This window comes from Vibrio pomeroyi (assembly GCA_041879425.1).
Taxonomy (GTDB): domain Bacteria; phylum Pseudomonadota; class Gammaproteobacteria; order Enterobacterales; family Vibrionaceae; genus Vibrio; species Vibrio pomeroyi_A.
In genome coordinates, this window is the sequence record CP090855.1 from 1,752,253 (window position 1) to 1,778,796 (window position 26,544).

General features: G+C 44.7%; 22 protein-coding genes. 12 read left to right on the top strand and 10 right to left on the bottom strand.

Features of this window, described 5'->3' with window-relative positions:
• Positions 1-33 precede the first annotated feature (33 nt).
• Positions 34-1,086, top strand: a complete 1,053-nt coding sequence (aroG, locus tag L0992_23695) for a 3-deoxy-7-phosphoheptulonate synthase AroG (GenBank protein ID XGB69381.1) — start codon at positions 34-36, stop codon at positions 1,084-1,086.
• Positions 1,087-1,265: 179 nt separating this feature from the next.
• Positions 1,266-1,673 (top strand): hypothetical protein, encoded by a 408-nt coding sequence (locus L0992_23700; protein XGB69382.1) that lies wholly within the window; start codon positions 1,266-1,268, stop codon positions 1,671-1,673.
• 70 nt (positions 1,674-1,743) lie between these two features.
• Here the strand turns inward: L0992_23700 and L0992_23705 are convergent, their stop codons facing one another.
• From L0992_23705 to L0992_23715, 3 genes are all read right to left on the bottom strand, one after another.
• Positions 1,744-3,168: a phosphomannomutase CpsG gene (locus tag L0992_23705; protein ID XGB69383.1), complete on the bottom strand. Its 1,425-nt coding sequence runs from the start codon at positions 3,166-3,168 to the stop codon at positions 1,744-1,746.
• Positions 3,169-3,183: 15 nt separating this feature from the next.
• Positions 3,184-4,677, bottom strand: coding sequence for a mannose-1-phosphate guanylyltransferase/mannose-6-phosphate isomerase (locus L0992_23710; GenBank protein ID XGB70422.1), 1,494 nt, complete (start codon positions 4,675-4,677; stop codon positions 3,184-3,186).
• 80 nt (positions 4,678-4,757) lie between these two features.
• Positions 4,758-5,873: a mechanosensitive ion channel family protein gene (locus tag L0992_23715; protein ID XGB69384.1), complete on the bottom strand. Its 1,116-nt coding sequence runs from the start codon at positions 5,871-5,873 to the stop codon at positions 4,758-4,760.
• A gap of 186 nt (positions 5,874-6,059) precedes the next feature.
• Between L0992_23715 and L0992_23720 the strand changes: the two genes are divergently transcribed.
• Together L0992_23720 and L0992_23725 are read left to right on the top strand one after the other, a co-directional pair.
• On the top strand, positions 6,060-6,716 hold the full coding sequence (locus L0992_23720; GenBank protein XGB69385.1) for a TrkA family potassium uptake protein: 657 nt from the start codon (positions 6,060-6,062) through the stop codon (positions 6,714-6,716).
• 26 nt (positions 6,717-6,742) lie between these two features.
• Positions 6,743-8,110: a TrkH family potassium uptake protein gene (locus tag L0992_23725; GenBank protein XGB69386.1), complete on the top strand. Its 1,368-nt coding sequence runs from the start codon at positions 6,743-6,745 to the stop codon at positions 8,108-8,110.
• A 131-nt stretch (positions 8,111-8,241) separates the two neighbouring features.
• Here the strand turns inward: L0992_23725 and msrB are convergent, their stop codons facing one another.
• On the bottom strand, positions 8,242-9,384 hold the full coding sequence (msrB, locus tag L0992_23730) for a peptide-methionine (R)-S-oxide reductase MsrB (protein ID XGB69387.1): 1,143 nt from the start codon (positions 9,382-9,384) through the stop codon (positions 8,242-8,244).
• Between the two features lie 200 nt (positions 9,385-9,584).
• Here msrB and L0992_23735 point away from each other — a divergent pair, with 200 nt between their 5' ends.
• Positions 9,585-9,983, top strand: a complete 399-nt coding sequence (locus tag L0992_23735; GenBank protein ID XGB69388.1) for an OsmC family protein — start codon at positions 9,585-9,587, stop codon at positions 9,981-9,983.
• A 145-nt stretch (positions 9,984-10,128) separates the two neighbouring features.
• On the opposite strand, the gene L0992_23740 is transcribed toward L0992_23735, so the two are convergent.
• From L0992_23740 to phnW, 4 genes are all read right to left on the bottom strand, one after another.
• Positions 10,129-11,208 carry an OmpA family protein gene (locus L0992_23740; GenBank protein XGB69389.1) on the bottom strand — a complete coding sequence of 360 codons (1,080 nt, stop codon included), beginning with the start codon at positions 11,206-11,208 and terminating at the stop codon, positions 10,129-10,131.
• A gap of 442 nt (positions 11,209-11,650) precedes the next feature.
• Positions 11,651-12,469, bottom strand: a complete 819-nt coding sequence (locus L0992_23745) for a phosphonoacetaldehyde hydrolase (GenBank protein ID XGB69390.1) — start codon at positions 12,467-12,469, stop codon at positions 11,651-11,653.
• A gap of 97 nt (positions 12,470-12,566) precedes the next feature.
• The gene (locus tag L0992_23750) at positions 12,567-14,006 is read right to left on the bottom strand and encodes an aspartate aminotransferase family protein (GenBank protein ID XGB69391.1); all 1,440 of its coding nucleotides are present in this window, start codon (positions 14,004-14,006) and stop codon (positions 12,567-12,569) included.
• Positions 14,006-15,109: a 2-aminoethylphosphonate--pyruvate transaminase gene (gene phnW / locus L0992_23755; GenBank protein XGB69392.1), complete on the bottom strand. Its 1,104-nt coding sequence runs from the start codon at positions 15,107-15,109 to the stop codon at positions 14,006-14,008. The genes L0992_23750 and phnW overlap by 1 nt, the downstream gene beginning before the upstream one ends.
• A gap of 327 nt (positions 15,110-15,436) precedes the next feature.
• Here phnW and L0992_23760 point away from each other — a divergent pair, with 327 nt between their 5' ends.
• The 7 genes from L0992_23760 to L0992_23790 all read left to right on the top strand — a co-directional run bounded on the left by L0992_23760 (position 15,437) and on the right by L0992_23790 (position 23,638).
• A complete protein-coding gene (locus L0992_23760) occupies positions 15,437-16,447 on the top strand; it encodes a putative 2-aminoethylphosphonate ABC transporter substrate-binding protein (GenBank protein ID XGB69393.1) in 1,011 nt (336 codons plus the stop codon).
• A gap of 120 nt (positions 16,448-16,567) precedes the next feature.
• Positions 16,568-17,986: an FAD-dependent oxidoreductase gene (locus tag L0992_23765; GenBank protein ID XGB69394.1), complete on the top strand. Its 1,419-nt coding sequence runs from the start codon at positions 16,568-16,570 to the stop codon at positions 17,984-17,986.
• A gap of 74 nt (positions 17,987-18,060) precedes the next feature.
• Positions 18,061-18,714, top strand: a complete 654-nt coding sequence (locus L0992_23770) for an HAD-IB family hydrolase (protein ID XGB69395.1) — start codon at positions 18,061-18,063, stop codon at positions 18,712-18,714.
• 273 nt (positions 18,715-18,987) lie between these two features.
• Complete coding sequence (locus L0992_23775) at positions 18,988-20,097, top strand: putative 2-aminoethylphosphonate ABC transporter ATP-binding protein (GenBank protein ID XGB69396.1); 1,110 nt, start codon at positions 18,988-18,990, stop codon at positions 20,095-20,097.
• A gap of 6 nt (positions 20,098-20,103) precedes the next feature.
• The gene (locus tag L0992_23780; GenBank protein XGB69397.1) at positions 20,104-21,828 is read left to right on the top strand and encodes a putative 2-aminoethylphosphonate ABC transporter permease subunit; all 1,725 of its coding nucleotides are present in this window, start codon (positions 20,104-20,106) and stop codon (positions 21,826-21,828) included.
• 67 nt (positions 21,829-21,895) lie between these two features.
• The gene (gene phnR, locus L0992_23785) at positions 21,896-22,600 is read left to right on the top strand and encodes a phosphonate utilization transcriptional regulator PhnR (protein XGB69398.1); all 705 of its coding nucleotides are present in this window, start codon (positions 21,896-21,898) and stop codon (positions 22,598-22,600) included.
• Between the two features lie 135 nt (positions 22,601-22,735).
• Complete coding sequence (locus L0992_23790) at positions 22,736-23,638, top strand: multidrug transporter (protein ID XGB69399.1); 903 nt, start codon at positions 22,736-22,738, stop codon at positions 23,636-23,638.
• Positions 23,639-23,782: 144 nt separating this feature from the next.
• Here L0992_23790 and L0992_23795 read toward each other — a convergent pair whose 3' ends face one another.
• Both L0992_23795 and L0992_23800 read right to left on the bottom strand, forming a co-directional pair.
• A complete protein-coding gene (locus tag L0992_23795) occupies positions 23,783-24,565 on the bottom strand; it encodes a siderophore-interacting protein (protein XGB69400.1) in 783 nt (260 codons plus the stop codon).
• Between the two features lie 202 nt (positions 24,566-24,767).
• Positions 24,768-26,246 (bottom strand): peptide MFS transporter, encoded by a 1,479-nt coding sequence (locus L0992_23800; protein XGB69401.1) that lies wholly within the window; start codon positions 26,244-26,246, stop codon positions 24,768-24,770.
• Between the last annotated feature and the right edge of the window lie 298 nt (positions 26,247-26,544).

The following is a 26,544-nucleotide window of genomic DNA, read 5'->3' on the forward strand; positions in this document are numbered from 1 at the left end:
AGCTCAAGGATAGAAAATAGGAAGAAGTAAGCAATGTTCCAGACTGATGATGTAAGAATTAACAAAGTAAAAGAGTTATTACCACCTGTTGCTGTTTTAGAAAAGTTTCCAGCGACAGAAATTGCTTCTTCTACAACCTTTGAAAGCCGTAAAGCGATTCACAATATTTTAGAAGAAAGCGATGATCGCTTACTCGTTATTGTAGGTCCATGTTCTATTCATGACACTGAAGCTGCTCTTGAGTACGGTAAGCGTTTGAAAGTGCTACGCGACGAACTAGGCGATAAGCTTGAAATCGTAATGCGCGTTTACTTTGAAAAGCCACGTACAACCGTTGGTTGGAAAGGTCTGATCAATGACCCGTACATGGACGACACATTTAAGCTAAATGATGGTCTTCGTTTAGGACGTAAGCTACTACTTGATCTAACAGACATGGGCATGCCGACAGCAAGTGAATTCCTGGATATGATCACACCTCAATACGTTGCTGACCTAATTAGCTGGGGTGCAATCGGCGCACGTACTACTGAATCTCAAGTTCACCGTGAACTGGCTTCTGGTCTGTCTTGTCCTGTTGGCTTTAAGAATGGTACTGATGGGAACATTAAGATCGCAACAGACGCAATTCGTTCTGCTAGCGCTTCTCACCACTTCTTGTCTGTAACTAAATACGGCCACTCAGCTATCGTTGAGACAGCAGGTAACCCTGATTGTCATATCATCCTACGTGGTGGTAAAGAGCCAAACTACAGCGCAGAGCACGTTGGTAAGATCAAAGAAGAGCTAGCAGCTTCAGGTCTTCCACAGAAGGTGATGATTGACTTCAGCCACGCAAACAGCTCTAAGCAGTTTAAACGTCAAATGAACGTATCTGATGACGTAAGCGCACAGATCTCTGGTGGTGATAAAGCTATCTTCGGTGTGATGATCGAATCTCACTTAGTTGAAGGTCGCCAAGACTTAGTTGACGGCAAAGCTGCAACATACGGTCAGTCGATTACTGATGCTTGTATTGGTTGGGAAGATACTGAAACCGTACTTCGTCAACTGGCAGATGCTGTTGAAGCTCGCCGCAACAAATAGGTTGTTCCTTACAATCGACCACTGAGTTACTGAAAATTCGAAGCCCTTATTAGTCGTTGCTAGTAAGGGCTTTTTTGCGGGGGTGTCACTTTAGGGGTTGTCATATTATAAATTTATTTACTTATCGTATAGTGAATGGTTAAATGGTGTAGTGTCCCATAAACTGAAGAGTCGTATCAATGAAAGCAGTATTGGCGAGTGTTGTATTAATTGCAGTAAACACGTTTTCTATATCAAATGTACAAGCCGCAACCGGCTTTAACGCAGAGCAACTATGTAAAGCTGGCCTTGCTCTAGCGATTGACAAGCAGCCTCGTGGTATTAAAGCAACGTCAGGAAAAAGCAATCAGCGTATTCTACTTAGTTTGAAAGATGGCAATAACGATTGGGATTACCGTTGCGATGTGAACCGCGGTAACAAAACGATTAAGTTAGAAGCCAGAGAACTCAAGCGCAACGACAAGTTCTTGGGCCAAGCGATTCGCTATGATGTTGCTGATGCTAAACGTTCAGTAAAAGTTACAATGAAAAAGCGCAAAGGCTCTGGCGTGACGAGCGAAAGTTATACCGCTAGACAACTCAAATAGTACCGTTTGCTTACATCAGAAAGCCGCAATTATTTCGGCTTTTGGTTATCTAGACAATGACAAGATAAGCCTATTTGATTAGGTGAAGTAGCTCTTCCACTTTTTGTGACAACAAAGTTCGATCTTGTCTGGTTTCTACGTTAAGGCGTATTAATGGTTCGGTATTGGACTTTCTCAAGTTGAAACGCCATTCGCCCATGTTGAGACTGATTCCATCGGTATGATCGATGTTTAAAGCATTTTCTTGGTAGCATGACAATACTCGATCCATAACTAGCTCAGGGTTTACTACCTCGCGATTGATCTCTCCTGAAGAAGGGAATTTGCCCATGCTTGATCTGATGAGTTGGTGGAGAGACTGTTGAGTCTTACTAATCAACTCAATCACTAACAGCCAAGGAATCATTCCCGAGTCGCAATACCCAAAATCACGGAAGTAGTGATGTGCACTCATTTCTCCACCGTACACCGCATTCAGTTCTCGCATCTTCTCTTTAATCAGAGCATGTCCAGCTTTGACGCCAACAGCGTTTCCACCAAGCTTGTTAGCAACTTCAATCGTATTCCATGTCATACGCATATCGTGCAACAAAGTGGCGCTAGGCTCTTTCAGTAAGAATGCTTCGGTGAGCAGACCAACGATATAGTAACCCTCAATGTAATTGCCTTGTTCATCAAAGAAAAAGCAACGGTCGAAATCGCCATCCCATGCGATACCAAGGTCTGCGGAATGAGTTAGCACAGCATCTCGTGTAGCAATCTGGTTGTCTTTGATTAAGGGGTTTGGAATACCGTTTGGGAACTTTCCATCTGGAGTGTGATGAATTTTGATGAAAGAGATAGGAACATTCAGTTCGTTAAACTTCTTCTCTAACGCGTCAATGACATGCCCAGCAACACCGTTCCCTGCGTTAACCACAATCTTCAACGGTGACAGCCTTGATGGGGTGATATAAGAGAGTAGGTGCTCGACGTACGGAGCGAGAACACTGGCCGTTTTACAAGAATAAGAGGCTTGTACGCGACTGATAGGTAAACCGCTGTTGAGCTTTTGAGCCAAAATCTCAATGCGTTGTTTGATTTGATCTAAGCCGTTGTCTTTGCTGATAGGGCTAGCGTCAATACCTACTAATTTCATTCCGTTGTAATTGATTGGGTTGTGGCTGGCAGTAATTTGAATCCCGCCAATCGCTTGTAGGTGGCGAGTTGCAAAGTAAATCTCTTCAGTACCTGTAATACCAAGCTCTATTACGCTTATTCCAGATTCGTTTAAGCCTTTGGTGATAGCTTTTTGTAATGAAAGGGACGTTTCGCGGTTATCACGGCCAATCACTACCTGAGCGGAGCCATCGAGTGACGTTTCAGCTGAAGCACAAAGTACGTGTTCGCCAAATGCCTTTCCAAGCAGAAAGGCGAAATGTTCATGGATTTGTTCACCAATGATGCCGCGGATATCGTTATTCTTAAAGCAGCTCAGGTCTAATGTTGATTTCATTGATTTGTCGCTGCTTTAGTTCGATTTGTTGTTTTGAGGTGAATCAGATTGTTCGCATTTCACGTCTCGCCCATAGCTATCTTGATATCGGATGATGTCGTCTTCGCTCAAATGGCTGCCGGTTTGTACTTCAATCATTTCCAATGGGGAATCACCTGGGTTTTCTAAGCTATGAACATGCCCTAATGGAATGTAGGTAGATTGGTCTTCTTCGACTAGGTAAGTTTTCTCATCATTGGTCACCTTCGCGATGCCCGCGACGACAACCCAGTGTTCCGCTCTATGGTGATGCATTTGTAGCGAGAGCTTGTGACCGGGTTTTACGGTGATACGTTTAACTTTATCGCGCTTGCCTAGGTCGATCACATCGTATTTACCCCAAGGTCTAAACACCTCACGGTGATGAACATGTTCTGTGCGACCAGCTTGGTTTAGCTGACTAACAATAGATTTCACACCCTGGACTTTGTCTTTGTTCGCAACCAATATAGCGTCTTTAGTTTCGACAATAATCAGATTTTCGACACCCACAGTCGCAACCAGTTTATTTTCAGCATGGATATAGTTGTGCTGAGAATCGACAGTCAATACATCGCCTTCAATCACGTTGTTGTGCTCATCCTTGTCACTGACATCCCAGATTGCAGACCATGAACCAATATCATTCCAGCCAACATCCATAGGAATTACTGCAGCGTGTGACGTTTTTTCCATCACTGCATAGTCGATAGAGTCGCTAGGGCTGCTTTTGAATGCTTCGGCGTCAATACGGATAAAGTCGAGGTCGGTGTTTTGCTTTGCGAGAGCGAGTTTACAGGCCGCTAAGATCTCTGGACGATGTTCAGCAAGTTCTTCAAGGTAGCGTGATGCTCTAAACATGAACATACCGCTGTTCCATAGGTATTGTCCCGAATCAATGTACTGCTCTGCAGTTGCTAGGTCGGGCTTTTCAACGAAACACTCAATCGTATAAGCACTTTGGGAGAGAGGCTCTCGTTGCTTGATATAACCATAGCCCGTTTCGGGTGCGTTCGGAGTAATACCAAATGTGACGAGTTTGCCTTGTTTCGCGTATTCGACACCTCTCGCTACCGTTTGCTGAAATTCGGTCGTTTTGGCGATGTGATGATCGGCTGCCAGTACCAATAATATTGGATCTGACTTGTTCTGTTGGTTGCTGTTCGAGTGACTTAAGGCCTGTAAGGCTGCGAGTGCGATGGCGGGTGCTGTGTTTCGACCTACAGGCTCTAACAGAATACCACTGTGTTCGATGTTAGCCGATCGGGCTTGCTCTGCAGCAATAAAGCGGTGTTCTTCGTTACAGATAATGAAGGGAGCGGCACACTCGGTATCACTTAAGTGCGCTTCAAGGCCTTGCAAACGCAAAAGGGTTTGCTGGAGCATCGATTGTTCGCCAGCAATATTTAGAAATTGCTTAGGATAAAGCTCGCGAGACAGTGGCCAGAGGCGGCTACCAGAGCCGCCAGCTAGAATGACAGGTAAAATCATATCGTGGTAATTGGGTGCCTTAAAATACTGGCGCCATGTTACCACGCTTCACCGTTATTATTGATCGATAAGAAATTTACTTATCGATGAACTTCCGGATTGGACATGACTATGTCTTGAGCTTCGTTAAAACCTTGCGGGTCGATTTTGAGTGTTTGTGTTGGGAAGGCGATATCCGCATTGTGCTTGTGAATAATGGCTAGCACCTGCAGTAATACATCTTGCTTAACTTCATGGTATCTCACCCAGTTGACGGTTTTGGTGAAGGTGTAGATAAAGAAGTTCAGCGTTGATGGCCCAAACTTATCGAAGTTCACGATGAGCGTCTGCTTAGCATCGATATCTCGGTGCGTTTCAAGCATGGCTTTGACGTCATCCACAATGAGAGCCAGCTTGCTCGCGTCTTGGTAACGAAGCCCGAAGGTTTCATTGATTCGGCGGTTCAACATTCGAGACGGGTTCTCCACCACAATGTTACTGAATACCGAGTTTGGCACGTACAATGGGCGTTTATCGAAGGTGCGAATGATGGTCATGCGCCAGCCAATACGTTCGACAGTACCTTCGATTTGACGATCGGGAGAGCGAATCCAATCGCCGACTTTAAAAGGACGGTCGAAGTAAATCATCATCCCGCCAAAGAAATTCGATAGTAGATCTTTTGCCGCCAAACCGACAATCAAACCACCCACACCACCAAAGGTCAGCAAGCCTGATAGGCTGAGCCCAAATGCCTGCATGATCGTCAGGCCACCCATTACCATAAAGAACAAGCGAGCGACTTTCGCGATAGCTTGTACTGTGGTTTCGTCTCTGGTTTTTTGCTCTAAGACATATGCTTCAGTGTTGGTAATCATTCGTAAGGTAAACCAAACGAAGGTACATATGATTAATATGTGCTTTAGTGTTTTTAACCAGTTGATTTCATTGCCAAACTGGTCTTGAAGGATCAGCCCGATAGAGACCGTAGCTGGCCAACACCAAAGTAACGTACTGACTGGGGTTTTTAGTGCTTCTAATAACAGGTCATCCCAGTGGAAAGGGGTTTTCTGTACCAGAATTTCTAAGCGATTGTGGATAATTCGCCAAGCTACCCAAGCAAGAAAACTCGCAATAGTGATGAATAGGACACTGTTCGCCCAATCACTATGGCTCTGGTTAATGTAGGTTTGTACTTGGGTTAAAAATTCATTCATTGTGTGTGCTGCCGCAGAAATTATGAATTGGAAATTAGCAGAAACTCGAGTTGTTCTCTACCTTTATAAATCAAGCGATTATGACACTAGTATAACCTTATTATTGAAAAACTAACTTTTTTTGAGATAGAAACTAATGTAGGTTTGGCTATCCCGTGTAATTAAAATTTCTCAACAGGATTTCAAATGAGCGACAAACAATATGCAGTTATCGGTTTAGGGCGTTTTGGGTTATCTGTATGCAAAGAGCTGCAAAGTTCAGGGGCGCAGGTGCTAGCCGTCGATATTGATGAAGAGCGAGTGAAAGAAGCCGCGGCTTTTGTTTCACAAGCGATTGTTGCTAACTGTACGAGCGAAGAAACGGTAAAAGAGTTAAGGCTAGACGATTATGACATGGTAATGGTGTCGATTGGCTCCGATGTTAACTCTAGCATTTTAACCACTTTGGTGGTTAAAGAGTCAGGCGCAAAAGCTGTCTGGGTGAAGGCGAACGATAAGTTCCACGGCAAGATCCTCTCTAAGATTGGTGCTGACCATATCATAATGCCAGAGCGCGATATGGGTATTCGTGTTGCGCGTAAGATGTTGGATAGACGTGTTCTTGAGTTTATCGACCTAGGTAGTGGTTTAGCGATGACCGAAATTGTTATCGGTGCCAAGTTGTTGGGTAAACAACTTCGCGAACTTAAGCTATGCAAAGAGACTGGCGTTGAAGTTCTTGGCTTCAAGCGTGGTCCAAACCTAACCAAAGCACCTGAGTTGGATGTGAGTTTAGAAATCGGTGATGTTGTGATCATTGCAGGGCCGAAAGAGACCTTGTCTAGAAAGCTACGTAATTGGTAACCGGTAATGGGTCATAAGGTATTAGTATGAATTCGTTAAAACGAAAAGGTACTTTCTACACGCTTAAGAGAGACGAAAAGCCACGTAAAGGCTCCGAACCTAAGATTATTCTGACGAGTTTCTTAGGGGTTCTTATCCCTTCGGCCATACTGCTGACGATGCCTGTTTTCTCTGTTACAGGGCTTAGCTTTACGGATGCGTTGTTTACCGCGACTTCCGCGATCAGTGTGACGGGTTTGGGTGTTGTTGATACGGGTGAGCACTTCACCCTGGCTGGTAAAATCTTACTGATGTTTTTGATGCAAGTGGGCGGGTTAGGGCAGATGACCTTATCAGCGGTACTTCTGTACATGTTTGGTGTTCGGTTAAGCCTGAAGCAACAAGCATTAGCGAAAGAAGCATTGGGACAAGATCGTAAGATTAACCTTCGAAAACTGGTCAAGAAGATCATCATTTTTGCGTTAGTCGCTGAATTTATCGGCTTTGTGTTGCTCTGTTTCCGGTGGGTTCCTGAAATGGGATGGGCAACAGGGAGCTTTTACGCACTTTTTCATGCGATATCAGCCTTCAATAACGCAGGCTTTGCTCTGTTTTCAGATAGTATGATGAGCTTTGTTGACGACCCATTAGTGATTTTTACGCTCGCGGCTCTGTTCATTTTTGGTGGTTTAGGCTTCACGGTAGTGGGTGACCTATCTAGTAATTGGCGTAAAGGGTTCAGACATCTACATTTACATACCAAGATAATGCTGACAGCAACGCCGACTCTACTGTTAGTGGGTACGGTATTGTTCTGGTTGTTGGAGAGAAGCAACTCCGCGACCATGGAAGGGCTATCGACACAAGGACAATGGCTTGCGGCATTTTTCCAATCGGCGAGTGCTCGTACTGCAGGCTTTAACAGTGTCGATTTATCTCAATACACACAGCCTGCTTTATTGGTGATGATTGTCTTGATGCTGATTGGTGCTGGCTCTACCTCAACAGGTGGCGGTATTAAGGTATCAACCTTTGCGGTTGCATTCGTAGCGACTTGGACGTTCTTGCGTCAGAAGAAGCATGTAGTGATGTTTAAGCGCACTGTCACATGGCAAGCAGTAACCAAGTCATTGGCCATTATTGTGGTCAGTGGGGCGCTATTAACCACCGCAATGTTTTTGTTGATGCTTACTGAAAAAGCCGCGTTTGATCGAGTCATGTTTGAGGTGATCTCTGCTTTTGCAACGGTAGGGTTAACTGCCGGATTAACTGCGAACCTGACGGAGCCAGGCAAATACATCATGATTGTTGTGATGGTCATCGGGCGTATTGGGCCTTTGACTCTTGCGTATATGTTAGCTCGTCCAGAACCTTCTTTACTCAAGTATCCAGAAGATACTGTGTTAACGGGTTAATGATGCTAACAGGCTAGGGGTAACCCTTTTTGTTAGTGCGTTAGAGAAATGAAAGCCAGCGATATGCTGGCTTTGTTGTTTATGAATAGAATGTTGTTGATGAACTGAACGAGTTGGGATTGAGTCGTTAATTAGCCCTCAAACATCTCAACGTATTCTTCGTAGCCTTCTTCTGCTAATTTATCCGCAGGGATAAAACGCATTGCGGCTGAGTTCATGCAATAACGCAAACCTGTCGGTTTAGGGCCATCTTTAAATACGTGACCTAGGTGAGAATCACCAAATTTACTGCGGACCTCTGTTCTTGGGTACAGCAACTTGTAGTCAGTAGTGGTTACGACATAAGCCTCACTGATTGGCTGTGTGAAGCTCGGCCAACCTGTACCTGATTTGTATTTGTCTTTTGAAGAGAACAGCGGCTCACCAGTAACGATGTCGACATAGATACCTTCCTGTTTGTTATCCCAGTATTTGTTATCAAACGGGCGTTCTGTCGCGTCATCTTGCGTTACATCGTATTGAAGTGCAGTTAGCTTGGCTTTGATCTCCGCATCAGATGGCTTAACGTAGGTTTTAGCATTGGCTGTCGCATTCTTACCATCGATGATCTGACGGAGTGTTTGTGGGTTGTCCTTTCTATCGTTCCCGAAGATTTTATCTAAGTACTGATCACGACCTGATGCGTAGCGGTAGTAGTTATAACGAACCTTGCTCTTCTTGTAGTAATCTTGGTGATAATCTTCTGCTGTCCAAAACTTCTCAAACTCAATCAGTTCTGTCTTAAGTGGTTCACCAAAGATCTGAGCCTTGTCGATTTCCATCATGAAGTTTTGAGCGACATCTTTTTGCTCTTGGTTATGATAGAAGATAGCAGGTCGATATTGAGGGCCTCTGTCTACGAATGATCCTTTGTCATCGGTTGGGTCGATGTGTCGGAAGAATTGGTCAAGAACCTGCTCGTAGCTAACAACATCAGGGTTATAGGTCACGTTGATCACTTCTATGTGACCAGACTTGCCTGAAGAGACCTGTTTATAGGTTGGGTTTTCTAACTCGCCACCAGAATATCCAGAGATAACGTCGGTGACACCTTTTAGCTTCTCTAGATCGGACTCCGTACACCAAAAACAACCACCAGCCAGTGTCGCGATTTCACTTTTACCTGAATTAGCCGTTTTATCCATTGTATTGGCAGTGCCAGTCTGGCTCACAAACAGCGAAATCAGTGGTAGCGCAACCACGAGTGATACCAATATTTTAGATAATTTATTCATAGATACCTCATCTTGACGTTCTTCTCATTCGATTTTGAATGTACGAATAGAGACAGGTTTTAGATGGAAAAAATTGCACCATTCACAAAAAAATATGTCGCCGAGAAAATCTTGCTCATAAATGCCGCCAGTAGTAGGGTGTCAGTATTGATATCCAATAATAGACAGTGATGGCGGTTATCGTACATCTAAGGAACAACATGCAAGCAGAAGTTAAATGGGTCGAAGGCTTTAAATTCCTAGGTCAATCTCAATCTGGCCACTCTGTAGTAATGGATGGCAGTGGTGGTGCAACCGCGCCAAGCCCTATGGAAATGGTCCTTATGGCCGCTGGTGGTTGTAGCTCTGTTGATGTCGTCGATGGTTTGAAATCTGCGGGCCAGAACATCACAGGCTGCAATGCAAAACTTGAAACGACACGTCGTGAAACAGCACCAAAAATCTTTACCGTCATTAACATTCACTTTGAAGTGTCTGGTGACAACCTTGATCCTGAGTTGGTTGCTAAAGTATGTGCTGATTCGCTAGAAAAATACTGTTCAGTATGTCTAATGTTAGGTGCTGGCGTAGAAATGACTCACAGCTGGGAAATCGTTTAGTTTTCTGATTGTACAGCTTGGCTTTGGGCCGGTACTTTTCGGCTTACGGCTTACGGCTTACGGCTTATTAGTAAAAACAGATAAAGAAAAGGGCGGAGCACTTTGAGTGCTCCGCCCTTACTATTTCGGCTAAGGTAGAGTGCTATTATTCAGCAGTTTCTACGATAACTTCTTCAACTTTTACTTCTTCTTGGTATTCGAAACCAGGGATCGTTGCGTCAACACGACGGTTTTGAGCACGACCTTCAGCTGTATCGTTTGATGCAACTGGGTTATCTTCACCTTCACCTGTAGCAGTGATACGCTCAGCTTCGATACCTTGCTCTTCGATGTGTGCAGCAACTGCAGCAGCACGTTTCTTAGAGATCATCATGTTGTATTCAGCAGCGCCTGTTGAGTCAGTGTGACCAACAACAACAACAGTCGATTGAGGGTGAGCTTTAAGAATTTCAACTAGAGGTTGTAGTGCAATCTTACCGTCTGTAGACAGTTCTGTGCTGTTAGTTGCGAACATTTCTTGAGAGTAGCTCTCTGTTTGTGCTTTAGTCACTACAACAGTACTTTTCTCTTCGACAACAACTGCAGGCTCTGTGATTGGCTCTGATGGTGCTTGTGTCACTGCCGCTGCCGCTGCCGCAGAAGCTGCTGCTGCCGCCGCTGATGCAGTTGTGTTACCAGTACCGAAGTTGTAGCTAACACCAACAGACAGTAGGTTCGAGTTTAGGTCTTGAACGAAGTTGTCGTCGAAGTCGTCAAAGTATTGGTATTCAACACGTAGTGCCCAATCAGAAGAAAGCTGCTTCTCTACACCGATACCAGCAGAAAGAACAACGTCATCTTCGCCACCGTGTGAAATGTATGCAGGCCCTGCTTTGAAGAATACGTCAAATTCTTGTTGTACTGGTAGACGGTACATTGGAGTTAGAGAGATTGCGATCAGTGGATCGCTGAACGCAGCTGTTGTGCCGTTCTTTGAAAAGCTTGTCTTGTAGTCGCCAAGGAAGTCTGAGCTTAGCTCAATACCAAACTTGTCATTAAAATTGTAACCAGAGTAGATGCCAGCACCAATTGCATCATCATCACACTTTTCGCCGCTTACGCATGCGCTGTCTAGCCAGCCCACGCCCACTTTTGCACCCACGTAAGTCGTTGCAGCAATAGAAGGAGCTGCTGCTAAGCCTGAAGCGGCTACAACAGCACACATGATTTTTGACAATTTTTTCATAATCTTTTCCTTGGATTAACTCTTATTTTTATCTGAACTTATCAGTAAAACGATCACTTATTGGGTTACGACCCTGCTTATAATAAGTAAATCAAGGTGTTAGTTCAGGTGAACCTATTTCTTTTTCAGTACTCATATTGTTAATCTGATTGCGTATTGGAGTCAATGAAATTGTTAAATATTATATATTTAAGATGCCTTTATTGTTGGTTTTATCATTTGTTAGAATGCGTATATTTAAGCTATAGCCTAGCCTCGTCCATTTACCAGTGGCTCTAAAGGGGAATAGGTCAAAAACTTGCGCTTTATCATGCTTATAAAGCAAAAATCCCCACCCAACATGTTGAACTCAAATGAGTACATGATTAGATAGGGATTTGAATTAACGTGACCAGAGATGTTTTTCGCGCACTTTCACATCATGCGAATAGCTCGCTTTTGTTTAAGGGCGTTCCCCTGACAGTAAACGCTTTTCGATATCTGCAATCACTCCAGGTAAGTCGGTGATGGTATCGATCAGGTAGTGAGGGTTTGATTTGTTTAGCTTCACGCTCGCTTTTTCACGTGCTGATGCCAGTGTTGCTTCGTCTGCATCTAAGTATTCTTGATACGTTAAGCCTGCTTCGTTACCAGACAGAACAAGTCCTACCGTCCACATACCTGCATTGTGACCTTCATCGATACCCGGTGCTGCGTCATCCACTTTCACACACGCTGCAACGTTGGTCACGCCTAGATCAATGACGTTTTTAAGCGCCATGAATGGAGCTGGTCGACCGCCTTGAGGTAAGTCATCCGTTGCAACGACGTTGTCTGGTCGGTAGCCATAATCTGCAGCCGCAGGAATTAGCACATCCATTACTTCGCGTGGGTACCCTGAACAAGAACCGATCTTCACGTTCTTCTGTTTAAGGTTATTTACCACTTCTATCGCGTTTAAAATCGGTGCTGCGTGGTCGGCTACTTTCGCTTTTTGAAGAGGCATGAATGCCGCGTAGATCGCATCAACGTCTTCACCGGTCATCGAACGTCCGAACTGGGCATTCCAACGAGCATCAACAGCAGGGATTCGACCCACCGCTTGGATGTGATCCCATTTACCGATACCCATAGGTTCACGAGCTTCAGCTAAGTCGATGTCAAAGTCGAAACCTTGTTTGAATGCTTCAACGAAGATGCTAGTTGGAGCAAACGACCCAAAATCAACGATAGTGCCAGCCCAGTCAAAGATAACCGCTTGGATAGGTGATGTTGTGTTCATAATAGTGTCCTATTTTTGTGTCACTCCTAGTGCAAAGTACTGGGAGGACGAATGATTGTTTTAGGTTATTGGTTTAAATGTTGATTTAGAGAATGAATTAAAGGTATTCAAAATCTTTGCAGACTTTGGCTATCGCTTTTTCAAAGACAGACAGAGCGACTTCTAGCTCGCTACGGCTGATGATCAATGGCGGGCTTAATTGAATCACGTTACCTTGTGACACCTTGAAGCTCAGGCCATCGTTCAGACATTGGTAAAGTACGGCTTCTGCTTCATCGAACGCTCGGGTTTTGGTGATATGGTCAGTAACCAATTCCACACCCCAAAGTAGGCCGATACCGCGAACGTCACCAATAACTGGGTATTTCTCTTTCATTTGCAGCAGTTGTTCACGAACGAATACGCTGTCCGCTTGCACTTTTTCAAGTAGGTTTTCTTGCTCAATCACTTCCATGGTAGCCAGTGCCGCCGCGCAGCCAATAGGGCTTTTCTCATGGGTGTAGTGTCCAAGTGATACTTGCGCTGCCGTGTTGTATTTGTCTTTGGTGACCATGGCTGCAATTGGAACCAAGCCGCCGCCAAAACCTTTACCAATACAAAGGATGTCAGGTTCGATATCAAACGCTTGGTGTGTGAACCATTCACCGCTGCGACCTATGCCATTTGGGATGTCATCAATGATCAACATGACGTTGTGTTTGTCACAGATCTCACGGATGCGTTTCCAATAAGCCTTACTTGGCACTTGAACATCGGTGTTACGAACCGCTTCTGCGATGAAGGCTCCAATACCGCCTTCCTTTTCAATCACATACTCAAGGTAATCGGCATAGTGCACATCACATGCCGTCTCATTGTTATCGCTTGAGTTTTGCCCGCGACGCGACAAAGAGTCATTGAGCGGGAAAGCACCACGATAGGAAACCGCCGGTGGAATACGTTCTACGCCAGCCATCAATGGCCCCATACCTTCGCGGAAACAGGCTTCACCACCCACTGAAATTGCATCCAGTGACGCACCGTGGAATGAATCCCACAATGAAACGACCTTGAAGTTGTTGGTGACATGTCGAGCCAGTTTGAGTGCCATGCCGATAACAGAAGTACCACCTGGAGCAAACAGCACGCGATTCAAATCACCACCACAGATCTGTGTTAGCTTTTCAGCGCACTGAACGGCGGTTTCATTGGTGAAGCGACGCGGTGAAAACGGCAATGACTCCATTTGCTGAGTTACTTTATTAATGATGTGTGGGTGGCCATAACCCAGCTGATGAACATTGTTACCGTGAAAGTCCATGTATTTCTTGCCAGTCGCATCTTGAATGTAGATGCCCTCTGCGGCTTCAAGTGTATCTAGGCAAGGCGTTGACATCGCTTGATGAAGAAACACGTCAGAGTCACGTTTTAACATTGCTTGAGTCGCATCATCGTTTAGCGATTCGTTCCATTTCTCGCGTGCTGGTGTTGTGTTCACATCGCCTTCGCTTCGAAAGTGTGTCGCCTTTAGAACTGGCTCTTGATTGGTCATCGTCATTATTTGATGTCCCAGTACATAGCGTTTTTCACTGCGCCAATGAGGGCTTCAATGTCAGAAGGGTAAACCTCACCGATGTTACCGATGCGGAAGCAGTCTGCGTTTGAAACCTTGCCCGGATAGATCACAAACCCTTGCTCTTTCAAACGGTCATAGAATTCCTTGAATTGGTAATCGCTATGAGTGGGAGAATAGAAAGAGGTGATGATCGGTGAATGAAGGTCATCATTTAACAGAGGCTCAAAACCAAGAGAGCGCATACCTGCAACCAATGTGGTTTGATTGGTTTGGTAGCGATTATGACGAGCTTCGATGCCGCCTTCCTGTTCCAGTTCAAGCAGAGCTTGGTAGAAAGCACGCACCGTGTGAGTTGGAGACGTGAATCGCCATTTACCGTGGTTGCTTTCCATGCAGTGCCATTGGTCAAACAGATCAAGGCTTAATGAGCGAGCTTGGCCCTCGCACTTCTCCAGCTCCGATTGCTTGGCGATAACAAAGCCGAACCCCGGTACGCCTTGAATACACTTATTTGCCGAGCTGATCATGTAGTCGATGCCTAAGTCAGCAATATCCATCGGGATACCGCCAAAGCTCGACATTGCATCAAGAATGACGGTTTTGTTGTGTTGTTTTGCCAATTTGGCAATGTCTTCAATTGGATTCAGCATGCCAGTCGTGGTTTCACAGTGCACAATCGCAACGTGAGTAATGTCTGAATCCAATGCCAATGCCGTTTCCATTTCGTTCAAGTCAGGCTGTGATGTTTCACCTGGGGAAACGACATGGCATGGAATGTTTAAATAGTCTGCGATTTGAGCAATACGAGCGCCGTACGCACCGTTATCAACAACCAGAAGCTTACCGCTGTTAGAGATAACACTACCAATCGTTGCTTCAACTGAAGCCGTGCCGCTACCTTGCATTAATACGCTTGTGTATCCCGCTTGCTTAGTCGCCAAAGTCACTAGCTTGCTACGAATCACTTCAACAACGTCTTTGTTGTATTCATCATCCCAAGTACACCAATCTTTTAGCATTGCTTGGCGAACGGTTTCAGAAGTAGATAGAGGACCCGGTGTCAGTAGTAAATATTCGTTTATCATGTTCAATTCTCGTGATGTTCATTTTGGACTATACCAATATTTGAAGTTACTTTAACAACCAATTTAAACGGTCGTAAATAGCCCAAACATCATTTTCACAAAAGCTTCATATTAAAATTGGTCACTTGCCTCGAGAAGTTTCCCGATCTTTAAACTGCCATTTTTTGTTCATTTAATCGTCATAAAAGCCAGTTAGCTTAATACTCGAAATCTGGTACATACCAATGTGAAGAGTGTGTGCTAACAACCTAAATGAATTTATGGATATAGAAGCCTCTAGATGGAGCTTCTAACTTCTAACCTTGGCATCGGGCCTGACTGGAGAAAATGATGAAAAACCGTTTTATGAAAGGATCACTTGCAGCATTAGTTACTCTATTAGCTGGTAATGCTTATGCAGCACAGGAAGTGACGGTTTACACAGCTTTTGAAACTGACATTTTAGCGAAATACAAAAACGCATTTGAAAGTGAAAACCCAGACATCAACATCAAATGGGTTCGTGATTCAACAGGAATCATGACGGCAAAATTATTGGCTGAGAAAAACAACCCTCGTGCAGAAGTCGTTTGGGGCCTTGCTGGTTCTTCAATGGCTCTACTTAAAGAAGAGGGCATTCTTAAGCCTTACACTCCTCAAGGTGTAGAGGCGCTGCGTTCAAACCTCAACGATCCGCAATCTACTCAAGCTTGGTATGGTAACGATGCATTCTTCAATGCGGTTTGTTTCAACGAAGCGGTAGCGAAACAACTTAACCTACCAGCACCTAAGTCTTGGGATGACTTAACGAAGCCTATCTACAAAGGTCACATTGCGATGCCAAACCCAGCGTCTTCTGGTACGGGTTACATGCAAGTATCGGCTTGGCTACAAAACATGGGTGAAGACCAAGGTTGGAACTACATGCAGAAGCTAGACCAAAACATTGCTCACTACACACACTCTGGTTCTAAGCCATGTGTTCAAGCGGGTATGGGTGAAGTTGCTATCGGTATCTCTATGGCGAGCCGCGGCGCTAAGCTGAAAACTCAAGGTGCACCACTTTCTGTGATTACGCCTGGAGGTATCGGCTGGGAATCTGAAGCGGTAGGTCTTGTTAAGCCGTCTGATGCAGCGCAACGTGTGGTCGATTGGTCTATCTCTAAAGCAGCAAACGAGCTGTACATCGAAATGTACCCAGTTGTTGGCCACCAAGATGTGACGGCAACAATTGAAAACTTCCCTAACGTCGAAAAGAACATGGCAAAAATGGACTTTGCACGCATGGGCAGCGAGCGTGCAGACGTATTGAAAACATGGTCTGAGAAGTTTGACGCTAAATCAGAGCCAAAATCTTAATCTATCGAGCTACTCAGTTAATTAACTATTGAGTTCATTAGAAGTTAGAAATCAGTAAAGGAAGGCTTCGGTCTTCCTTTTTTAGTTTTACGCCTTTAGGTTTTAAGTAAGGTACGACAAATGACAAAACACTATTCATATTGGTTCAAGCAAGCACTAGAAAAGGAATTTGGCAGCATAGATGCAGGTCTAGAATCCGCGAAGCCACTGCAAAAAGACATTAACTGCGACATCGCTATTGTTGGCGGTGGTTACACCGGGTTATGGACGGCGATTTTAATCAAACAGCAGCAACCTCAAAAGCATATTGTAGTGATTGAAAAAGGATTGTGTGGCAGCGGTGCTTCTGGCGCGAACGGTGGCTGCATGCTGACGTGGTCGACAAAGTATCCAACGTTGAAGAAGCTCTACGGCAAAGAACAAGCAAAATGGCTGGTTAAAGAATCGGAAAAGGTCATTTACGAGATCGAAGCTTTCTGTAACGAACACAACATCGACGCGCATCTCTATCGCAGTGGCACTTATTACACGGCGACCAATGAAGCGCAAAAAGGTGGAATGGAACCTGTTGTAAATGAGTTGGTCAAGCAGGGCATCAACAGTTGGAAGAAGTGCGATCAGTCATTGCCCGATAAAGCTGGGTCAGATCGTCATATTGAAGGTTATTACTCAGAGGCTGCGGGTAGTGTGCAGCCAGCGTTATTGGCGAGAGGGTTACGCCGAGTTGCTATTGATCTAGGTGTCGAAATTCACGAAAACACAGAGATGACGTCACTCGATTACGGCTCTCCGGCTCGCATCCAAACCAAGGGTGGATCTGTCTTTGCTGATAAAGTGATTTTGGCGCTCAACGCGTGGATGCTCGATCACTTCAAAGAGTTCAAACGCAGCATTGTGGTTGTCTCGTCAGACATGGTGGTGACCAAACCAATTCCAGAAAAACTTAAACAGTTTGGCCCAGAGAAAGGAGCAGCAGTGGTGGACTCCCGCATCTTTGTTCACTACTACCGAGACACCCAAGATGGAAGATTGATGCTAGGCAAAGGTGGCAATAAATTCTCGTTTGCCAATCAAGTAGAAAGCATGTTTAACCAAACGACTAATTATCTGCCGATTCTCAATCAATCCTTCCAAAAACTGTTCCCTAAACTGGAACAAAGTGAATTCGACTACAACTGGTCGGGGGGCTCAGATCGATCGGTAACAGGATTGCCATTTTTCGGTAATCTAAAAGGCCAAAACAACATCTATTATGGGCTCGGTTACTCAGGTAATGGTGTTGCTCAAACTCGTATGGGCGGAAAGATCTTGTCGTCCATGGTACTCGGTACTGATAACGCTTGGACGTGTTGTGGACTCACCAAAGGACCGCTTGGACATTTCCCGCCAGAGCCATTTCGTTGGGTGGGTGCAATGATGGTACGTGATGCAGTACGAAGAAAAGAGAACGCGGAAGATTCTGGTAACACGCCATTGTGGCTAGATAAGCAATTGGCAAAGCTGGCTGGTGCGGCAGGTAAAGCCGACAAGGTAGAGTAAATCTGTTGTGTAGATTTTTTCTCGCCCGCTAAGTCTGAGTTGGAAGTTAAATTTGATTTGAAGTGAGAATTGATATGACGACCCCGCTGTATGTATTTGATCTAGATGAAACACTCATGGACGGAAACAGCGCCATGATTTGGAATGAGTTTTTGGTTGAGAAAGGCTTAGCGAATGAACCTAGCTTTCTGAACGAAGAACGCCGGCTAATGACACTGTACGTTCAAGGTATTCTTAATGAAGATACTTACCTTGAATTTGCTACACGCTCTCTAGCGAAGAAGACACATCAAGAGGTGTGTGCTTTGTTAGAAGAGTGTATTGATAGCAAAGTTCTGAGCAAAATCTTTCCTCAAGTCATGCAGGGGAGTTGGTCTTCCAGAACACAAGGGCAGCCGATGGTGATCATTTCTGCGATCGTCTCATTCATTCCTGCGTGTGTCGCGAAAAGGCTTAATATTCCAAATGTTGTTGGCATCGAACTAACGGAAGAATCGGGTCAATACACTGCCAAAATTCTAGGGCTTCCAAATCACCCATACGGAAAGAGTGTTGGTTTGAAAGAGTGGCTAGAGCAGTACAGTACCTCGTCTCATCAACGTCAAAACAATGGTGATTCAATCAACGACTTGCCTCAATATGAATTGGCCGATCGCCCTCATCTCGTTAATCCACACGAACGTTTAAGCGCTCGTTCGGACTCTGCTCCATGGTGTGCGGTCTACTGATTTCAGTATTGGCACAAGCGATAGGTATAACCATCAGCAAGCATTGATATTTGGCGGTGAAAAGTACATTGGCTTTCATCGTCAAATACTTTTCTGAAGCCATTGGTTTTCTGTAAGCTATTGAATGTTAAAACTTGCTTAACTCGCATTATCCTCCATTAGAATGAATTTTATTTCTGCAATATAACTGTCACTTAGCTTCTATAAATTTGTCACTCAACTGAAATATTCAAAGTTTAAATTTGGTATATACCATTTAAAGAGTGCTGTAGTATGAGCAACCAAACTTATTTGAATATTGAAAACGTTGTAAAGCAATTTGGCCAATTTACAGCGCTAAAAGACATCTCCTTATCTATTGAAAAAGGCGAGTTCGTCTGTTTCCTTGGCCCGTCTGGCTGTGGAAAAACCACCTTATTACGTGCGATTGCAGGTTTAGATTTACCAACTTCTGGCTCTATCGAGCAAAACGGTAATGACACAACCTTCTTGCCGCCAGAAAAGCGTGACTTCGGCATTGTGTTCCAATCTTATGCTTTGTTCCCGAATCTTACTGTGGAAGAAAACATTGCGATTGGCCTTAAAAACCAAGGTATGTCGACCAAAGAAGCCCTTGAGACTGTTGAATCTTGGTTAGAAACCATCGGCTTACCAACGTCGGGTCAGAAATTCCCAAACCAACTGTCTGGTGGACAGCAGCAGCGTGTGGCTTTGGCTCGCGCTTTGGCACTGTCTCCTGGCTTGCTACTCCTTGATGAACCGCTGTCGGCATTGGATGCGAAGGTAAGAACACACCTGCGCGATGAGATCTGCCAACTGCAACGCAAGCTGGGTATCACCACTATTATGGTGACGCACGACCAAGATGAAGCTTTGACCATGGCTGACCGCATTGTGGTGATGAATCATGGAGTTATTGAGCAGGTCGGTGCTCCACAAGAGATCTACCAAAAACCAGTGAGCCGTTTCGTAGCTGAGTTTGTGGGCAGTATGAACTTCATTCAAGCGTCTGTAGCAGCCCAAGGAAAAATGCGTATTGCTGAGTCTATGTTGCCATTGCCCGGGCTAGATAACTTAGAACCAAAGCTGGGTGATGTGTTTGATATCGCGGTTCGTCCAGAGCAAATTCAGTTTGTTGATCGTTTTAATGAATCTTTACCTGTTCGAATCGTATCAAGCGAATTTCTAGGAGCGTTCTATCGCGTGGAGTGCGAGTTACAACACGACTCAACCGCGAAAGAGATCATTGTTGATGTGCCTGTTAAAGAGTTCAATCGATTGAAGCTGCGCCGCAGTGATATTCGTTACGTGGCATTCGATCAAGAAGGCTTGAGAGCTTACCCATCGAAAAGCTTACAAGTGATGAAAGACGAGGCGGCGTAATCAATCATGGAATCGACTCAAATGATGCAATCTAAGCTGCTATTTCAACGACGAGTACAACCTTTTCTTGCTCGGTTGAGTAAAGACAACGTTATCCTATTTGGGCTGCTGGCATTCTTGTCTGTAGTCATGACACTGTTTATTCTGATGCCATTGTGGGCAATGTTGAAAAAGAGTGTTCAAAACGCAGATGGCGAATTTGTCGGTTTACAGAATTTCGCGACGTATTTTGCTTCTCAAAGCTTGTGGCAATCCGTTGGTAACACTTTCACCTTGGGTTTGTTGGTAACGACAGTGGTTGGCGTTTTAGCGTTTGGTTATGCCTATGCTTTGACTCGTTCATGCATGCCTTTTAAGGGACTATTTCAGGTATTAGGCTCTGCGCCGATACTTGCGCCTTCATTACTTCCTGCAATTAGTCTGATCTTCCTATTTGGTAACCAAGGTATCGCCAAAGAAGTCCTCGGTGGAAACTCGGTATACGGCTTGATTGGTATCTCACTCGGCTTGATATTTTGGACTTTCCCACATGCACTGATGATTCTAACCACTTCACTCAGAACGTCCGATGCTCGTCTTTATGAGGCAGCCCGTGCTCTAAATACTTCATCGCTCAAAACCTTCTTCATGGTGACCTTACCTGCAGCCAAATATGGTTTGATCAGCACTCTGATCGTTGTGTTTACGCTGGTGGTGTGTGACTTTGGTGTACCAAAGGTTATTGGCGGTAGCTACAACGTTCTATCGACGGACATCTTTAAACAAGTAGTCGGTCAACAAAACTTCTCGATGGGTGCGGTGACCAGTATCTTGTTGCTATTACCTGCATTGCTCGCATTTACAGTGGATCGCTGGGTGCAAAAGAAACAGAAGAGCTTGTTTGATACTCGTTCTGTCGCGTATCAACCAGAGCCAAATACCGTGCGTGACGGCTTGTGTTTTCTTTATTGCACGATCATTTCGGCTGCTGTCGTTATCGTGTTGGGCATGGCGATATACGGTTCTATGGTGACCTTCTGGCCTTGGAACAAAGCGCTTACACTGAACAACTATAATTTCGCAGAGATGAGTACCTATGGTTGGACTCCGTTCTTCAACTCTCTAACGCTTGGCGCATGGACTGCCATTATCGGTACCGTGTTGATTTTCTTAGGTGCGTACTGCATTGAGAAGGGCAGAGCATTCGGTCCTGTTCGTCAGGCGATGCAGATGCTCAGTGTTGTGCCAATGGCGGTTCCGGGGATGGTGTTAGGCTTGGGCTACATCTTCTACTTTAATGACTTAAGTAACCCACTCAACTTCCTATATGGCACGATGGCGTTCTTGGTTATCAATACCGTGGTCCACTACTACACTGTAGGGCACATGACGGCATTAACTGCGCTGAAGCAGTTACCTTCGGAAATTGAAGCCACCGCAGCCTCGGTAAACTTACCGCAATACAAGTTGTTCTTTAAGGTGACTGTGCCTGTTTGTCTGCCTGCGATTTTAGATATTGCGACATACCTGTTTATTAATGCACTTACCACGACATCTGCGGTAGTATTCTTGTATTCTACCGATACGATACCTGCGTCAGTTTCAGTACTGAATATGGATGATGCGGGGCAAACTGGTGCAGCAGCAGCCATGGCGGTGATGATCATGATATCTGCGGCGAGTGCGAAGTTGATTCATATGTTAATCAATAAGTTATTCGAGAAGCGCACGCAAGCTTGGCGCAAGCGCTAGCGAACCATTTATATTGCAGTTGGCCAAGGAGTGGCTGACGACAAGAACAAGAATGAAAGGAAATTAAGTGCAGTACGTAAAAATCAAAGATGTCATCGTAGAGCAGATAGAGTCGGGGATGTTAACGCCACGACAGAAGCTGCCTGCAGAGCGTAAGTTGGCTGAATCGTTTGATACAACACGAGTTACGTTACGTGAAGCGTTATCTTCGCTCGAAGCGGAAGGGCGTATTTATCGAGAAGATCGCCGTGGTTGGTTTATCTCACCAGCGCCGCTGCGTTACGACCCAACACAAACTCTGAATTTCACTAATATGGCTCTGGCGCAGAATCGAAAGCCGAAAACAGAGTTAGTGGCGGCGAAAGGGATGTTGGCAACCAAGGAGGCGACTAAGCTTCTTGAGTTGCAACCGTTCTCAGACGTTTATCGAGTCGACAGAGTTCGCTACCTTGAAGACAGACCGGTTGTGTATGTGACGAACTACATTCGACCAGAGCTGTTTCCTAACTTGCTCGATTATGACCTGTCTAAATCGCTAACGGACATCTACCGTGAGCACTTTGGCGTGGTGTATCAGAAGATCCGTTACCGTGTGAGTACAACGTCTCTGTTGGGAGAAACCGCGCAAGCATTGCGTGCGACTTCAGGGTCTCCTGCAATGGTTGTCGAGCGTGTTAACTACAATCAAAACGGCGATTTGATTGACTGCGATATTGAGTATTGGCGTCATGACGCGATCAGCATCGAGTCGATAGCACAGCTAGATCGTTAGTCGTACGTTAGAACGCTGGCACATCTCACTTTAGGGATTTGCCCAACTGGAATGATCAAAGGTCTCTTATCTGGAGGCCTTTTTTATCCTCTGTTTTCAGTGACTGCTTCTATTAGTCAACAAGTTAGGAATGAAATGGAATTCTCTGCCATCATCATCGTGATTATTTCGGCTCTGCTGCATGCGGGTTGGAATGTCCTAGGTAAATCAAATCAAGGCTCTGGCTCATCTTTTTTCTTAGCGTCTGGCTTTGCCGCTGCCGCGATTCTGACCCCTTATTTGATTTGGTATGTCTATAGCGTCGGCTTTTCCAACATCACAATTCCATTCTGGCAGTTGCTCTTCCTGAGTGGCATTTGCCAAATCATTTATTTAATCGGCTTAGGCATCGCCTATAAACAGGCTGATATTGGTGTTATCTATCCAATGGCACGAGCGCTACCTGTGTTAATGGTAGGTTTGGGGACCGTATTGATTGGCTATGAGTTGTCACTGAATCAATGGGTTGGTTTTGCACTGATCACATTAGGCTGTTTGTTTGTTCCATTGAAACAGTTCTCTGAGCTGAGGCTCAAGGCTTACCTGAACCTTGGTGTGTTGTGGGCACTCATCGCCGCTATTGGTACCACGGGTTACTCCATTATTGATAAAGAAGCGCTTTTGTTATTGGAGTCATTAAGCACGCCTACCATTACGAATAAACACACGGCGATTTTCTACCTAGGCATTCAGTTTTGGGCGATAGTGATTCCGTTGAGTATTTGGTTGTTGGTGACCAATCAAAGAGTTGAGTTCACCAACGCATGGATACTGCGTAAGAAAGCCACGGTTGCAGGTATTATGATGGCATCGACTTATGGCTTAGTGTTATTTGCAATGACCATGACAGAGAACGTCAGCTTGGTTGTGGCACTGAGGCAAGTAAGTATCATTTTCGGCGTAGTGATGGGGATCTACTTTTTAAAGGAAAAGTGGCACATGACTCGCGGTGTAGGCGTCGTTTTTATCATTGCCGGTTTAGTTATCTCACTGAATTAAAAGATCACCAGAGCGATTGGAGATTTGTGCAGAGGTATATTTCTTGAGTTAGATGAAAAAACGCCCTTAACGATATGAAGTCGTTAAGGGCGTTTCTATTTGTCTTTGATGCTTTTAGCTTAAGCGCTTGTGTTACAAAGACCTTTAGCTCTCTAAAGTTTGAGCATCCTGTTGTTTCAGCACTTTGTGGCCATCTTCAGTGACGCCACGTTTCCAGTAGCTGCTGATGTAGATGTTCTCTTTTGCGACTTCTTTTTCGTTACGGAAGTACTGTCTTAGCTCACGCATGCTTTCAAACTCACACGCTGTCCATACTGAAACCTGACCGTCTAACCAATCTATGCTGCGAACGGTTTGTGATAGTGTTTCTTCAGTTTCATCTTCAATCAACCAAGTGATTTTGATGCCTTGAGGGGCTTCAAGAGCTTGCTTGTCTGCTGCTGAGTTGATTTGAACCACAGCGTGGCCTGTCGCGTTCTCTGGAAGTGTTTTTACTTTTGCGGAAAGCGCAGGGAGTGAAGTCATGTCTGCGACTAAGAAGAACCAATCTGAATCAAAGTTCAGTCCTTGAATTAAACCTGGGCCAGCCACTGAAATAGTATCACCCACTTGCGCGCTCATTGCCCATCTTGCGGCAAAACCACATTGCAAATCTTTAGTGATGTGACGAACGAAATCGACTTCGATGAATTGCTCTACTGGATTGTACTGACGAATGGTGTAGGTGCGCATGGTTGGGCGCTCACCTTCATTCAATTGGCTCAAATCGGTGGTGCCTAGTGGCGAGAATAAAAGCTTGATGTAGCCGCCGGCACATTCTGTTGGGTATTTACTTAATCCCTGACCGCTCAACGTTATACGCTGCATGTTTGGAGTAATGGTTAAGGTTTGAGTAACGGTTAATGTGATAGGGCTAGGCTTGCTCATATAAGGCTCTCTTAGATTTTGATTCAGACATCATAATCCTGAACCAGAAAACACTCAATACTAATAATTATCATTTACTGTAATTTACATTAGTGCAATCTAACCAGAACTCCTCTATTTTGTCGGTAAAATTCATCGACAAAAAAAACCCTTTAGAAAACTAAAGGGCTTGATGTGTTAGCGCGGTTGAACGTGAGAGTAATTAGCTGTTAGCTTGCTCTAGTTCAATCGTTTCATCAGCGGCTTTTGCTGCTTCTAGCATCTTACGAATAATGAATGACGCTGCCATCGCAATACCTACCATTACGACTGCAAGAACAGTCAGCATTTGGAAGTAATCGCCGTAAACCGTTTGCACGATCTCTTGTGTGATTTCTTGACCTTTCTCTAGTGCAATTGACGTTGAGAATACCGCACCAACAATGCCTGATAGGGCGATTGCTACAGAGAACAAGCTTACTGAGAAGTTCTCTATGTGCTTAGGTGCAACAGACAGAATGAACGCCACAACCATAGAGCCAACAATTACTTCACCAAATGCTAGGAAAAAGTGAATTGCTAGGAATACTTCAGGGCGAATCAGAACGTCGTCACCCACTGTGGTCACTGCCATTGTTAGGATACCGAAAGCGATAGCCGTTAGAATGAATGAGAAACCTACCTTGGTCGCAGTAGAGAAGTTAATGTTTTTCTTTTCTAGGTTAGAGAAGATGCCCGCGATGATAGGGCCAGCAACCATACACCACAGTGGGTTCATTGCCATTGAAGCTTCTGGAGCGACAGGGATAAAGCCAAATAGGTCACCACGCATTGTGTTGATCGCTACCATTGTCATCGATGTCATCATTTGACCGTAGTACACGAAGAAACAGGTGGTTAGGAATGTAATGATTAAGATAGTACCCATCTTCAGCATGTCAGATTTCTTCGATTTCAACATCAAAGAAACAAAGTAGACGATCGCTGCGCCGCCAATTGCGTATACGATGTTTTGGCCAATATCCATGTTAGAGAACATGAAGAATACCAAGCCAATCATAGCGGCAGAAAGACCAAGGAACGCAGCCCAGTTTTTCGTACTTACTGGTTGTTGGTCGATCTCTGCACTTGCTTCAACAAGACCTTTGCGAACAAAGATCATCATTAGAAGCGCGGCGCCAGCTAGAACAGCAGAAAGAAGGAAACCGCCGTGGAAACCAACAACAAGCACTAGCATTGGGAACAAGTATTGGCCTAGTAGTGCACCAATGTTGTTTACTGAGTAGTTGATAGGGTAGCAGTTTTCAAAATCTTCTTGAGTTTTGAACGTGCGTTTGTAAAGACTTGGGTAAGAAGGAGACATCAAACCACGTGCATAACTTGCTAAAGCGATACCACATAATGCCATCGGTACATTGGTTGCTGCTGCACCGAGTACCAGTAAAACATAACCACTTGCGAAGCCTAAAAAGGCAATGGTTAAAGAACGGTAAGCGCCTAAAAATTTGTCGGCGATGAAGCCACCTGCGATAGCAAACAGTGGTCCGATTGCGGAGAAAGCACCAACGACCATCATGGTGTCAGCTTCATTGTAGTTCAGGTCTTCAAGGAAGAAACGAGTCAAGATCACCATGACGCCATAGAACGAAAGTCCAAACATCATTTGGCAGAACATCATTGATTTGTTTAATCTATTCCACATTATTTTATTCTCACATTAGTATTAATATGTAGTGTAATTACCCAATTATAATACCATTGCTAGTAATACATAAACTGAAACATGTATCCCAAACCGGACTTTGCTCGATATATCTTTTCTTATGAGTGCATTCATATTTCTCATGAATGAAATTTGCAATGTTAGATTTTGCTAGTGGATGCGTAGCTGTGCAAAAATTAGCCGCCTTGATTTGTGGCTAAGTAATGAACTATTAAAGAGAAAGTTAGCGAGACTCATTCGGTAAATGTTTCTAAGTGAGTATCACTTTCAATTGGCG